Here is a 13721-nt window from a genome sequence, read left to right on the forward strand (position 1 = left end):
TGCCTTGATATGATCATTTTATTATCCATATCAGCCACCTTAGAACAAGGGCCTCTCTTCCCATCTTCTCGCCGTTAACAGACGATAGACGCAAAGAGAGGCCCTAAGGGATCATATACAAAATCATAAGTTAATGCACGCGTTTGCGTCCAAACCAGCTTTTAAGCACCAAGGTTGCCAGAGCAAGTAATAATAATAACGAGGCCACCGCAAAAGATGCCGAGAACTGATATTCGTTATACAAAATTTCCACATGCAGCGGCAGTGTGTTCGTCTCTCCCCGGATATGTCCAGAGACGACGGACACTGCACCAAACTCACCCATGGCTCGCGCATTACACAAAATGATGCCATACAGCAGACCCCACTTGATGTTCGGCAGCGTCACTTTCCAGAAAATGCGCCAACCGCGCGCGCCCAGCGTGACCGCCGCTTCTTCCTCTTGCTGTCCCTGATCTTCCATCATTGGAATGAGTTCTCGCGCCACAAATGGAAAGGTGATGAACAGCGTCGCTAAAATAATACCAGGCAAAGCAAATATAATTTTAATATCATGCTCGTCCAGCCACGGTCCAAGCCAGCCCTGTGCACCAAACACTAATACATACATCAGCCCTCCAACGACAGGAGAGATGGCAAAGGGTAAATCAATCAAGGTGACCAGTAAGCCTTTGCCGCGAAATTGAAATTTCGTGATCAGCCAAGCGGCAGCTACACCAAATACCGTATTCAGCGGTACCGTTATCGCTGCCACCAGCAGCGTCAACCGCAATGCAGACATGGCATCTGGGTCCCGTAACGCTTCGACGTAGACGCCCCATCCTTGCTTGAGCGCTTCGGTAAGCACGACGATTAGCGGCAATACCAGTACCCAGAGCAAAGCTAAAAAAGCAGCACCAATCAGCGTCCACTTCACCCAAGGGGCTTCGGTTGTGACCCTGTTGGGCGGTGCGGATGAAGGCACTGGTGCAGAAGCAAGCTCCTGCCCAGTTATTGCTTGTGACATGGTGTATCCCTCCTTAGAACGCGGGTATTATGCGCAGCCCTGCATATTAACGTTAAACAATTATATTAACAGTTGCGTTTAGGCAGTTACGTTAAACTGCACGGCGCCGTGACCAGCGCTGAATGCTGTTAATCACGAATAACAGCACGAATGAAATCACCAACAGCATCAATGCTACCGCCGTAGCTCCTGCATAGTCATTTTGCTCCAGCTTGGACATTATGAGCAGTGGAGCAATTTCCGTCTTCATCGGCATATTGCCAGAAATGAAGACGACAGAGCCGTACTCGCCAATGCCACGGGCAAAGGCGAGCGCAAAACCCGTCAGCAGCGGTGGTACCAGCTCCGGCACAATAACGCTGCAGAAGATACGCCATCTGCCAGCTCCCAGCGTAGCAGCGACCTCCTCCTCGTCCTTGTCCAGTTCCTCCAGCACCGGCTGAACTGTCCGTACGACAAACGGAATGCCAATAAACATCAATGCTAGCGTAATCCCCGTCTGTGAGTACGCCATCCTCCATCCAAGCGGTTCGAACAACGAACCGATCCAGCCGTTCTGCGCATATAGGGCAGTTAGAGCAACCCCCGCTACCGCAGTAGGCAAAGCAAAGGGCAGATCAATCACCGCATCAAAAATTCGTTTCCCCGGAAATTCATAACGCACCAGCACCCAGGCTATCAATAAACCGAGAAACAGGTCGATCAGCGCCGCAGCCGCGGCACACAAAAAGCTAACCTTGTAGGAAGCCAGCACCCTGACATCAGTCGCCACGTCCCAAAATTTCTCCCACGTCAGTCCAGTTGAATTCAGAAGCAGTGCCGATAAAGGCACCAGCACCACCAGACTGAGATACAGCACACTATAACCCATTGTTAACCCGAACCCGGGAAGTACGCGTTTTCGAGTGGCTTGCACTTGACTCATGTTCTGTCCATCCCTCTCTGAATTCATTCACTATGACACTCGCGGCTACCAATCCAATCGTCTACACAGTCCACCTATTTTATGAACTGCCGGGTACATAAATCTGGTCAAAAATGCCTTTGTCGCTGAAATGCTTCTGCTGCGTCTCCTTCCATGTCCCGAATACATCCTTCAAGGTTACGAGCTCCAATTTAGGAAATTGATCCTTGAACTTTGCCGTCACACTCTCCAATGTTGGGCGATAATAATTTTCAGCAGCAATGGTCTGCCCTTCTTCACTGTACAAATATTTCAGGTACGCGTCCGCTACCTCGCGTGTACCTTTTTTATCTACCACCTTATCGACTATTGCTACCGGAGGTTCAGCTAATATACTGATCGATGGATATACGATATCGAATTTATCCGTACCCAGCTCCTTCACCGAGAGCAGTGCTTCATTTTCCCATGCAATCAGCACATCGCCAATTCCACGCTCTACGAAAGTCGTTGTCGCTCCACGTGCTCCGCTATCCAATACCGGCACATGCTTATACAGCTCCTGTACAAACTGCTGGGCCTTGGCTTCATCATTATTGTTCTTCTTGAGCGCATAAGCCCAGGCTGCAAGATAGTTCCAACGTGCTCCACCCGAAGTTTTAGGATTCGGTGTAATGACTTGCACATCGCCACGGATTAAATCGTCCCAGTCCTTAATCCCTTTCGGGTTCCCTTTGCGTACCAATAACACGATGGTTGAAGTGTACGGGGCGCTGTTATGCTCATATTTACTTTGCCATCCCTCTTGAACGAGTCCTTTTTCCTGTAGCGCATCAATATCATAGCCCAGAGCCAGAGTGACCACGTCCGCATCCAGCCCGTCCTGCACAGAACGACTTTGCTTGCCAGATCCTCCGTGAGATTGCTTAATCGTAACCTTCTGTCCTTTCTCCTTCTCCCAATGGGCGGCAAATGCTTTATTATATGCCTCATACAGCTCACGGGTCGGATCATAAGAAACATTGAGCAACTCCACGGCAGCAGAGCTACCATCTACCTCCGTCCCTCCCTTGCTTGCCCCGCAAGCGCTTAGCATCATCGTTAAAACCAAAGATAGTCCGAGAATAAGTCCACTTTTCCATTGCCTCTTCATCAAGACACCCCGAATTCTATGTAATTTGTATTCATTTACGCCTGTTATTTACAGACATAATTAAAAAAAGAGCGGAGAATTCCCTGATGCAGCCCTGTTAGGTCAAACCTGTCGTGTGGACAGTGTCTGCCTGCTGTTCCTAGAGGTTCTCCGCCAAAATGGCGAGATCAAACTTTAATTCTTTAATTCCTACCTGTTTAATGAGTTATACGGATATAATACGAGAGTTTAGGAGTGATGTCAAACCTTTTTTTGGTATGCATTATCTGTACTTTTCTTTCTTTAAGGGGGGCAGTCAGAAACATTGTATATGTTTCCGACCGTTTAGAGGTCATTTACACACGGGGTACGACTTAGTTGGCAACCGTTTCAAGATTAATCGAAAAGACTCCAAAAAGCTTCGGATTGTCCGTAGCCCTTCTCAACCACAGTTCACCTGATCCCACCATGACTCCCTGATAATTAACAAACAAATCATCTGTCTTTTGATTCACAAGCGCCTCGCGAATCGCGTCCGTAAAAATCTGATCATACTTGGCAATAAAATCTTTCTTATTCGGAATCGTTAACGACTTTTCACTATCATTAACACGCAGAGGGTACAAAATATAATCGGCCACTTTCTCCTTGTCATTGTCGGCAACTGCCTTCTGCAGCGCTTTGAACGTGTTCAAAAACGCTTTAGGATCTTGAATACCTGCTACCTCAAATGGATTTTGCGATGGATTGGAGGCTGCCGGAGAAGAAGAAGTATCCGATGAAGCAGCTGGAGCCGAAGGAGCTAACTTTTGTGCATCAGTATCGCTGTTTTCTGCACTCTCGCTCTCTTTCGCTGCTTTGTCATTTTGGGCTGAACCGCTACGATTACCACCGGCTCCATTCTCGATCACGCTTGTACTGCTTCCAGTATCAATGGTTTCAGCATTCTTATCCTGACCACAGCCAGTAAGTGCTACAAAAGTAAGTGTAAGTAAAATAGCTGTGAGTGACAGCCTCCGTGACATCTTTTGATTACCGAATTCATGGTTTATGGGCACAACGGGTCATCCTTTCTGCTTTCTGCTCTGACCTATTCTGTTCATTAAGTCTTCAACCGTTCTATTGTAACATAAGTAGACTAATGACCGCATGTCGTGCCCTTTCTGGAAGGAGCTTACAGTGTGATATAGGCGAAGGTTTTAACGCTTCCTTGCGATCCATCGTCCGTACTTACTTTCAAAATCAGCTCTTTTAAGGAGTCATTTGCTGCTTCATCCTGCCCTTCTGGCTTTACAAACAGCAGATCATGGCGTTCTCCTGGCTGCAACGTTCGACTGGAAAATCCGCTCGTTGTACCTTGCAAGTCCGATCCATTCGAACTGTTGAGCTTGTATTGTATGGGCTGCTTTCCAACATTCTTGATGCTGATGTACAGCTTGCGCCCCTCTTCAAATTTAAAGTTCGTTCCGCCTTGTCCTTCAAAATGCATTCTTTGATCATGTACGATACGCTTCGCTGCGCTCCCATTCTCACTCTGTGCACTTAACGGAGCAGCCGAGTGCGCCTGACTCACCGATGATGTACTATGCATGGTAGTCGATATATTGGCAAGAGTGACATAACCCACGATTGCCCCGGCAACCCCAACCCAAACCCACTTCTCCACCATTTGATTTCCTCCTTCGTAAAAAAAGCCGAACTCATATCTATTATGAGTCCGGCTGTCATTTTTTTCAAACTTGATCAAAGGCACCCAAACGCAAGCGCTCCATCATATATTTCGTATTCCGTAATCATAGCTTATACGTTCAACGTGTTATGGGACTTTTTCTTTTTCTTATCCAATACAATATACGTCACAAATATAATTAGATAAGCCGCAATCAGCAAAGTGGAGAACAAATACATTGTTTTATAAGAGGTTAATCCAGCAACCATCCCCAGAACCAAAGAGCCTCCTCCAATGCCCAAATCGAAGAAATTATAAAAGGAGCCTACAGCGTCCTCTCGCTCATCTTCTCCGACCACACTGATTGCCCAAGCCTGCAAAGCTGGGAAAATAGCTCCAAAGCTCAAACCATACATCACAGCAGCAACCAAAAATTGTAACTCGGTCCGCGATGAGGCCACCATAACGATGGCGGCGATAAGCACAATCCCTGCAGGAATCAGGATATAAGCTGGGCCTTTGGTATCGAAAATTCTACCTGACACCAGTCGGACGAGGAAGCTTGCCATAGCCACAGTAAAGAAGAACCATGCTGCATTGGTAAAGCCCTGCTCCTTGGCAAATAAAGCCACGAAAGACATCACTCCACCTGCCACCACGCCAACCAGCAACGCAAGACAGGATTGCAGCAGCACTCTTTTTTCAAATAATTTAAAAGGAACCTTCTTTTTGCCCTGCACTGTATCCGCCGACATAGGTTTCGGAGCACGGCGACGAACCAATACGCTCATCACGAGCGACAACAGTAGAATTATAGCTCCCGTGGAAAACAGTCCGTTAAAACCTGATGCGTGAAGCATCCATATACCAATCAGTGGCCCCACTGAAATCGCTACGGTTTCACCTACGCCAAAGTAGCCCATTCCTTCCCCCATACGATGAGGCGGCAAATCATCTGAGGCTGAGGTAGCATACAACGTGCTCGCAATGCCGAATCCAAAGCCATGTACCAGCCGAAATACTAACAGCAGTACCAAACTACTGGAAAGCATGTAGCTTCCCGTTGCCAGCATACAAATCACAACTCCGATAATCAGAACATACTTCTTGTCCAAGAGCTGGATCAGCGTACCTGAAAATGGACGAATCAATATAGCAGAACACATAAACACGCCAGTCACCAATCCAATCTGGGATGGGCTGCCGCCAAGACTTTCCACAAACAGCGGCAGCGTAGGCATAAGCATTTCGAATGCCATGAACAACAAAGCGTTGGATATCATCAAAAAAATAAAGTTTCTGGACCAAAAGCTTTCTTTCACAGACACTGTTCTCTTCCCCCAATACAATCATGTTTACTTCGACTGCTCAGTTGTTCAGGCCCGAATCAAGCCATGCCAGTAAATATCCCAAGAGCTTTCCAGACGCAAATCAAAACCGTCGGTGCCGTTGTACACCAGTTCTACCAGCATGCCTTCAATCAAATTCATATAGGCTGTCGCGGCAGATTGAGCTGGAACACGAAGTTTAACCGATGTTTCAGTTGCCAGTCGCCCGTGTACCAAGCTGGTTTTATGCTGTACGTAGCGTGTGACCAAAGCCTGAACCTGGCTTTCCAGTGCAGATGGAATCAGAAAGCCGATATACAGAATCAGACGCAAATTCATAGCACTCTCATAGCGTTCCTTAAATTCAACGATTAGTCCGCGCAGGACAACTTCAAGTGATTGTTCGGATTGATCTTGAAAATAACGATCCAGTTCCAAAATCTCTTGATCCACCGCATCCTTAAATATGTCTAAAAACAAATCATCTTTGCTTTTAAAATGAGCATAAATGGACTGCTTTTTAATCCCTACCTCATCAGCTATCAGTTGCAGAGAGGACGCATCGTATCCCTTTTTCGCAAATTGCTGCAAGCTAACTGTTTTAATTTTCTGTAGTGTCATGCTTTTCCTCCAATACCTTACGAACGGTCGTCAGTTTATGGGTTCAGTATATTACCCTCACTTGAAATTGACAACCCCATTTTTAAATTCTGCCGTTCAATTGTCTGAGAACGAGGACAACAGAAAAGCCGGAAGCACCCTAAACTTAGGGCCTCCGGCTTCATATGCATGCTACTAATACGACTTTATGAGTAGGGCTTATCGCTTACTCTGTCACTGTTCCGTAGATTAGCACTGGCGCTTCCGCGTGATCTGCAATACGGATGTTCGCGTAGATTTTCTCCAGCACTTGGGCTACATCTTCACGGTTCGCATGGATAGTAACTAGCGAATCGCCTTTTTGAACAGCATCCCCGACCTTTTTGTTCAGCATCAAGCCGACGGCCAGATCAATCTCGGATTCTTTGGTCGCACGTCCTGCTCCAAGCAACATCGCTGCGGTACCGATTTCGTCAGCCACGATTTCAGCTACCACACCGTCCTGCTTCGCAGGCACCTCAATAAGATACTGTGCTTGCGGCAAGCGTTCAGGATGATCCACTACAGAAGCGTCACCGCCCTGATTCGCAATAAACTCTTTGAATTTTTCCAGTGCTTTGCCATTACGAATGACTTCTTTGAGCTTCTCTTCGGCGTTATCGAGGGAATCTGCCTTCCCTGCCAAAAATACCATCTGACTGCCCAAAGCCATGCACAGTTCTTCCAGATCTTTGGGTCCTTCGCCGCGCAGCGTATCAATTGCTTCTTTTACTTCCAGTGAGTTCCCGATAGCCAGACCCAGCGGCTGACTCATATCGGAAATGACTGCCATCGTTTTGCGACCCACATTGTTACCGATGCTCACCATGGCATGTGCCAGTGCTTTGGCATCATCTACGGTTTTCATAAATGCGCCTGCACCTGTTTTTACATCGAGTACGATAGCATCGGAGCCGGCAGCGATTTTCTTACTCATAATCGAGCTGGCAATCAGCGGAATCGAGTTGACCGTCGCCGTAACGTCACGCAGGGCATACAGCTTTTTGTCCGCAGGTGTCAGGTTGCCGCTTTGTCCGATGACCGCAATTTTACTGCGATTCACCAAATCCACGAATTCGTCCTTGCTAATCTCTACGTGGAAACCTGCTATAGCCTCCAGCTTGTCGATTGTTCCTCCGGTATGTCCGAGGCCGCGGCCTGACATTTTGGCTACCGGAATGTCCAAGGCCGCTACGAGCGGAGCCAGCACCAGCGTTGTTGTATCACCCACGCCGCCAGTAGAATGCTTATCGACCTTTACACCTTCAATCGCGGACAGATCAATGGTATCACCCGAATGAACCATCGCCATCGTCAGATCAGCGCGTTCGCGTTCAGTCATATCTTTGAAGAAAATGGACATCGCCAATGCACTGACTTGATAATCGGGAATTTCACCCTGAGTGTAGCCTTGGATAATAAAATTAATTTCCTCCGTACTCAGTTCTTTTCCGTCACGTTTTTTCTCAATCAAGTCTACCATTCTCATATGTCATTTCTCCTCACTGTGCGTATGATCGTTTACAGAGATACTGCTGTATCCAGTGCAACTTCCATCATTTCTTTAAAGGTCGTTTGCCGTTCTTCTGCGGTCGTTTCTTCCCCCGTCAGCAAATGATCGCTTACCGTCAGAATCGTCAGTGCGTTTACGCCAAACTTGGCTGCGAGCGTGTATAAAGCTGAAGTTTCCATCTCTACACCCAGCACACCGTATTCCATCAGCTTTTGTACCACTGATTTATCATCACGGTAGAAGCTGTCTGAGCTGAATACATTGCCGACATGCATGTTCAAGCCTTTGGCAACACCACGATCATAAGCGCTCTTCAATAGATCGAAGCTGGCAATCGGCGAGTAGTCGTAGCCACCAAAAATATGGCGATTCATACCGGAATCCGTACAGGATGCTTGTGCCAAAATGACGTCACGAACGTGCACATGCTCCTTCATTCCGCCGCATGTACCCACGCGGAACAGGTTTTTCACACCGTATTCGCTAATCAGTTCGTTGACATAAATACTGATAGACGGCAGCCCCATCCCAGTTCCCTGTACAGATAGGCGTTTGCCTTGGTACGTACCCGTGAATCCGAGCATTCCGCGCACCTCGTTGTAGCAGGTCACGTCCTCCAGATATGTTTCAGCAATAAATTTTGCCCGTAGCGGGTCTCCTGGCAGCAAAATCGTTTCTGCAATCTCTCCAGGTTTGGCTCCAATGTGTACACTCATGTTTTTATTCCTCCGTCCCATTTGTCCGTGCTTGTATCGTTATTTATACCGTTACATTAATCTTTGTAATCTTGCTTGACTCTTGCGGGCCCTGGATTACTGAAGCTCTGCCAAAAAGCTCGTTCCGTGTTTAGGCAGTTTCACACCAAAGTTATCCGCTACAGTCGCTCCAATATCAGCAAAGGTTATACGAACCGCAAGTTCCTTGCCCCCAGCTGTAAAACGCGGGGAATATGCCAGCAAAGGTACATATTCGCGGGTGTGATCCGTTCCCCGATACGTCGGATCATTCCCATGGTCTGCAGTGATGATCAGCAGATCGTCATCGGTCATTTTAGCAAAAACCTCTGGCAAACGCGCATCGTAATCGTCCAAAGCTTGACCATATCCCTGTGGATCACGACGGTGACCGTACACAGCGTCAAAGTCCACCAAATTCAGAAAGCTTAATCCGGTGAAATCCTCGTCGAGCGTGGCCACCAGCTTATCCATGCCGTCCATATTGGACACCGTACGCACCGCCTTCGTTACACCCTCGCCGTCATAAATGTCAGAGATTTTACCCAAGGCGATCACATCCAGGCCTGCATCCTTCAGCTCGTTCATTGTAGTGCGACCAAATGGTTTGAGCGCGTAATCATGTCGATTAGAGGTACGAGAGAAATTCCCTGCCTCACCTACGAACGGACGGGCAATAATGCGACCCAGCATGTACGGATCTTCCAGCGTGATTTTACGGCAGAACTCGCAAATCTCATAGAGCTCCTTCAAAGGTACAACTTCCTCATGCGCCGCAATTTGCAGCACAGAGTCCGCCGAGGTATAGATGATGAGCGCTCCAGTTTTCACGTGTTCTTCGCCCAGCTCATCAATGATTTCCGTGCCGCTAGCAGGCTTATTGCCAATCACTTTGCGACCTGTGTGCTCCTCAATGCGTTGAATCAGCTCATCCGGGAACCCATCAGGAAATACACGGAAAGGAACTGCAATATTCAAACCCATGATTTCCCAATGACCCGTCATCGTATCCTTGCCATTGGACGCTTCCTGCATTTTGGTGTAATACGCGAGTGGCTTATCGGCCACTGGTATCCCTTCTATGGAACGAATGTTGGACAGACCGAGCTTGCCCATATTCGGCATCTTCAGGCCGCCACGTTCGCGCGCAATATGACCGAGTGTATCTACATCGTAATCATCAAACTGGGCAGCATCCGGCGCTTCGCCGATACCAACCGAGTCCATAACCACCAAGTGAATCCGTTTGAATTTAGACATTATAAAAATCCTTTCCTGACTCGCTGTTTTTTTCTACAAAAACAACCCTGCAATCGTTGCCGACAGCACGCTAACCAGCGTTGCCCCGTACAACAGCTTCAGACCAAAGCGGGCCACCACATTTCCCTGTTTTTCATGCAGACCCTTCACAGCCCCGGAAATGATACCGATGGATGAGAAGTTAGCAAAGGATACGAGGAATACCGATACGATCCCGACCGTGCGCTCCGACAAGCCTGTTTGCTTGGTCAGATCCAGCATAGCCACAAATTCGTTGGATACGAGTTTGGTAGCCATAATGCTGCCCGCCTGAACGGCTTCGTTCCACGGAATACCCATGACAAAAGCGAAAGGCGCAAACACATATCCAAGCAACGCCTGAAAGCTGATTCCAAACAACCAGGAGAAAATCCCGTTAACCATGGCAATCAGCGCCACAAAACCGATCAGCATCGCAGCTACCGTAATCGCAACCTTGAAACCGTCCATAATATACTCCCCGAGCATTTCGAAGAAGGACTGCTTCTCTTCCTCCTGAACCTCCAGTAAATCGTCTTCCTTCTCAATCTTGTACGGATTAATAATAGAAGCGATAATGAAGCCGCCGAACAGGTTCAATACCAAAGCTGTGACCACATATTTGGGGTTTAACATTTGCATGTAAGCTCCCACAATCGACATGGACACCGTAGACATCGCAGACGCACACAGCGTATACAACCGATGTTTTGGCAGCAGACCAATTTGCTTCTTAACGGAAATAAACACCTCGGATTGACCCAAGATAGCCGAAGCTACAGCGTTGTAGGATTCCAGTTTACCCATTCCGTTTACTTTGCTCAAGACAAGCCCGATATATTTAATAATAAAAGGCAACACTTTTACATATTGCAATATACCAATCAGCGCGGATATGAACACGATTGGCAGCAGTACACCGATAAAGAACGGTGCTGCTCCTTCATTCGCAATTCCGCCAAATACAAAGTTAATCCCTTCCATAGCATAATCAATCAGACTTTTAAACCCTTTTGCAAAACCTTTGACTAGAATTTCGCCAATACCTGTGTGGAGCAATACAAAAGCTAGCGCCGCCTGCAACACAACCATAACCACCAGCGGACGATACCTGATTTTACGTTTGTCACTACTGGCAACGTAAGTAAGTGCAAAAACAACGAGCAGTCCCACCAGAGCGATTACATATTTCATTTAATTTCCCCCTTATTACATTAAGCGCTTACATTCCCCATAAAAAGAACGCGCCCCAAAGAGGCATTCTTTTTTTTATTTCCCCAGATCCGCAGGTCGAAAGGCACCCGGCAGTAATTGATCCACCGTCCACTCTTCCGTGTTGCCATGAAGGTTTGTCAGATAAATTTTGGTATCTTGATGAGCAAATTCGGAAATGACCTGACGACAGGCCCCACATGGAGACACAGGCCCTTCCGTATCAGCTACAACCGCAATCGAATCAATTTTCCGGCAGCCTTCGGATACCATTTTAAAAATCGCTGTCCGCTCTGCACAATTGCATAAGCCGTAGGAGGCATTTTCCACATTACATCCGTGATAAATCGTGCCATCGCTTCCGAGAACCGCAGCACCCACCTGAAAATTCGAATACGGAACATACGCCTGTTTACGCGCCTCAAGCGCTTTCTGAATCAATTGATCCTTCATTGCGAATCCCTCCATGACTTTAAAATAAACTTAGTAGGAAGATGTAGACTGCTCGCCCTCGATGATTTTCACACCGGAACTTGCACCGATCCGGCTTGCGCCAGCTTCTACTAATTTTTGCACGTCTTCCAGACTGCGTACACCGCCTGAAGCCTTGACACCAATCTCAGGTCCTACCGTTTTGCGCATCAAAGCCACATCTTCCGCAGTAGCTCCACCTGTTGAGAAGCCTGTCGAGGTTTTCACAAAATTCGCCCCCGCTTTGACGGACAGCTCACATGCCAGTACCTTCTCTTCGTCAGTCAGCAGGCAGGTCTCGATAATCACTTTTACCAGTGTACCAGCAGCTGCTTCCACGACCGCACGGATGTCCTGCTCGACGAGCTGTACATCACGTTCCTTCAAAGCGCCTATGTTAATAACCATATCAATTTCAGTCGCTCCGTTAGCAATAGCATCTTTCGTTTCAAATGCTTTCGTTGCGGACGTGCTCGCTCCCAGCGGGAAACCGATAACTGTACAAATGGCTACGCCTGTGCCTGCGAGCTGTTCTGCTGCATAAGCTACCCACGCCGGGTTCACACATACAGAAGCAAACTGATATTTTTTTGCCTCGGCAGTCAATTTCGTAATTTCATCCTTCGTCGCATCTGCACGCAACAATGTATGGTCGATTAATGCTGCAATGTTCATATCTAAAAGCTCCTTCATTAGATAAATAGTTGAAGACAAAAGTCCTTTATTTCTCTGTGATGAGATCATCATAGCACGGCTTTGAACATATGTAAAACACATTTTGAAATTATGTTCACGCTTGTACATAAGGCGTTCACCTACCATTCATATTACCCTGTAGGCACACGCCATAACCGTGTATTTTGCTGGATGGAGGCGACTTGCTCTATTGTAAAAGTGCTTGTGCCGTAAACTGATCCGTCACCAAGATATTCGCATACTTGCCACGCAGCGATGCCCGAATGGCCTCCACTTTACGCTGGCCTCCAGCGACGAGAATGGACTTCTCCTTCTTTCGCAAATCAGGCAAATCAATCCCGACGGTACGACTATTGATTTCCTGACTGCATATGTTGCCCTCAGCGTCAAAAAAGCGTGAGCAAATATCGCCCTTGCCAATTCTTTGCAGTAGCTTCTGCTCTTCCCCGTTAAAATAACCCAATCGGAACAGCAACGCATCCTCCTTGACCGTCCCCACCGTAAACACCGCGATGTTCGCCTGCTTGCCAAGTTCGATGATACGCTGGATATGCCGATCCTCCTCGACCATTTTCTTAACGGCGTGACTGTCGAAAATTACAGGCAGCGGCAAATACCTTGCTATAGTATGAAAGGCTTCTGCGAACAAATTCACGGTTTCCACAGCATATGTGTTGACATGTGAATGGCTCACGCCTCCCTTGAGCTGAACCACCTCAACTCCCTTGACCTGCTTTTGTTGGAGATGAAGCGCCACGGCATGCATGGTTGTTCCCCATGTCACTCCAATAATATCAGCATCCTGTACCGTTTCATGCAAATAATCGGCTGCTTTTTTGCTAATATGCTTCTTGATCTCCTGATATTCATTTAACGGCGAATAACAGACTAACACAGTATCCAGTCCGTATTTCTTCTTCACCTGCTCTCCGAGCGCGTCCATATCCTCCATCGGGTCCACAATACTAATCCGCACGTATCCTTGTTCCTTGGCAGCCTGAAGTAACCGCGATACCGTAGGACGCGAAACCCCGAGTCTGACCGCGATATCTTGCTGGCTGTAGTCGTTTAGATAGTATAATCTGGCTGCTTCGATACTTAATCGCTGCTTTTCATGATCCACTCTACCTCAACCCGCT

The 13721-nt window shown here is 47.5% G+C and carries 14 protein-coding genes; all 14 read right to left on the bottom strand.

Translation table 11 applies throughout. From position 1 onward, the window contains the following. Window positions 1-130: 130 nt before the first annotated feature. Window positions 131-1006: a sulfate ABC transporter permease subunit CysW gene (gene cysW / locus G9G53_RS18340; protein ID WP_069011947.1), complete on the bottom strand. Its 876-nt coding sequence runs from the start codon at window positions 1004-1006 to the stop codon at window positions 131-133. A 91-nt stretch (window positions 1007-1097) separates the two neighbouring features. Next, a complete protein-coding gene (gene cysT, locus G9G53_RS18345; RefSeq protein WP_103048302.1) occupies window positions 1098-1931 on the bottom strand; it encodes a sulfate ABC transporter permease subunit CysT in 834 nt (277 codons plus the stop codon). 79 nt (window positions 1932-2010) lie between these two features. Beyond that, on the bottom strand, window positions 2011-3063 hold the full coding sequence (locus G9G53_RS18350; protein WP_029519306.1) for a sulfate ABC transporter substrate-binding protein: 1053 nt from the start codon (window positions 3061-3063) through the stop codon (window positions 2011-2013). 353 nt (window positions 3064-3416) lie between these two features. Then, entirely contained in the window at window positions 3417-4100 is a 684-nt protein-coding gene (locus G9G53_RS18355; RefSeq protein WP_029519308.1) for a hypothetical protein, read from the bottom strand. Between the two features lie 116 nt (window positions 4101-4216). Continuing rightward, window positions 4217-4711, bottom strand: coding sequence for a hypothetical protein (locus G9G53_RS18360; RefSeq protein WP_029519310.1), 495 nt, complete (start codon window positions 4709-4711; stop codon window positions 4217-4219). A gap of 131 nt (window positions 4712-4842) precedes the next feature. Continuing rightward, window positions 4843-6039, bottom strand: a complete 1197-nt coding sequence (locus G9G53_RS18365; RefSeq protein WP_069011941.1) for an MFS transporter — start codon at window positions 6037-6039, stop codon at window positions 4843-4845. 48 nt (window positions 6040-6087) lie between these two features. Further along, window positions 6088-6660 (bottom strand): TetR/AcrR family transcriptional regulator, encoded by a 573-nt coding sequence (locus G9G53_RS18370; protein ID WP_029519317.1) that lies wholly within the window; start codon window positions 6658-6660, stop codon window positions 6088-6090. A 205-nt stretch (window positions 6661-6865) separates the two neighbouring features. Next, window positions 6866-8167, bottom strand: coding sequence for a pyrimidine-nucleoside phosphorylase (locus G9G53_RS18375; RefSeq protein ID WP_029519318.1), 1302 nt, complete (start codon window positions 8165-8167; stop codon window positions 6866-6868). 32 nt (window positions 8168-8199) lie between these two features. Further along, window positions 8200-8907: a purine-nucleoside phosphorylase gene (gene deoD, locus G9G53_RS18380; protein ID WP_165149498.1), complete on the bottom strand. Its 708-nt coding sequence runs from the start codon at window positions 8905-8907 to the stop codon at window positions 8200-8202. Between the two features lie 96 nt (window positions 8908-9003). Next, window positions 9004-10185: a phosphopentomutase gene (deoB, locus tag G9G53_RS18385; protein WP_029519320.1), complete on the bottom strand. Its 1182-nt coding sequence runs from the start codon at window positions 10183-10185 to the stop codon at window positions 9004-9006. A 33-nt stretch (window positions 10186-10218) separates the two neighbouring features. Continuing rightward, complete coding sequence (locus tag G9G53_RS18390) at window positions 10219-11397, bottom strand: NupC/NupG family nucleoside CNT transporter (RefSeq protein WP_029519321.1); 1179 nt, start codon at window positions 11395-11397, stop codon at window positions 10219-10221. Between the two features lie 75 nt (window positions 11398-11472). Beyond that, on the bottom strand, window positions 11473-11868 hold the full coding sequence (locus G9G53_RS18395) for a cytidine deaminase (RefSeq protein WP_029519322.1): 396 nt from the start codon (window positions 11866-11868) through the stop codon (window positions 11473-11475). Between the two features lie 30 nt (window positions 11869-11898). Further along, window positions 11899-12561, bottom strand: a complete 663-nt coding sequence (deoC, locus tag G9G53_RS18400) for a deoxyribose-phosphate aldolase (protein WP_029519323.1) — start codon at window positions 12559-12561, stop codon at window positions 11899-11901. 208 nt (window positions 12562-12769) lie between these two features. Further along, window positions 12770-13705 (bottom strand): sugar-binding transcriptional regulator, encoded by a 936-nt coding sequence (locus G9G53_RS18405; RefSeq protein WP_023990386.1) that lies wholly within the window; start codon window positions 13703-13705, stop codon window positions 12770-12772. Window positions 13706-13721 lie beyond the last annotated feature (16 nt).

Source organism: Paenibacillus sp. EKM206P (genome assembly GCF_011066155.1).
GTDB classification, from domain to species: Bacteria; Bacillota; Bacilli; order Paenibacillales; family Paenibacillaceae; genus Paenibacillus; species Paenibacillus polymyxa_D.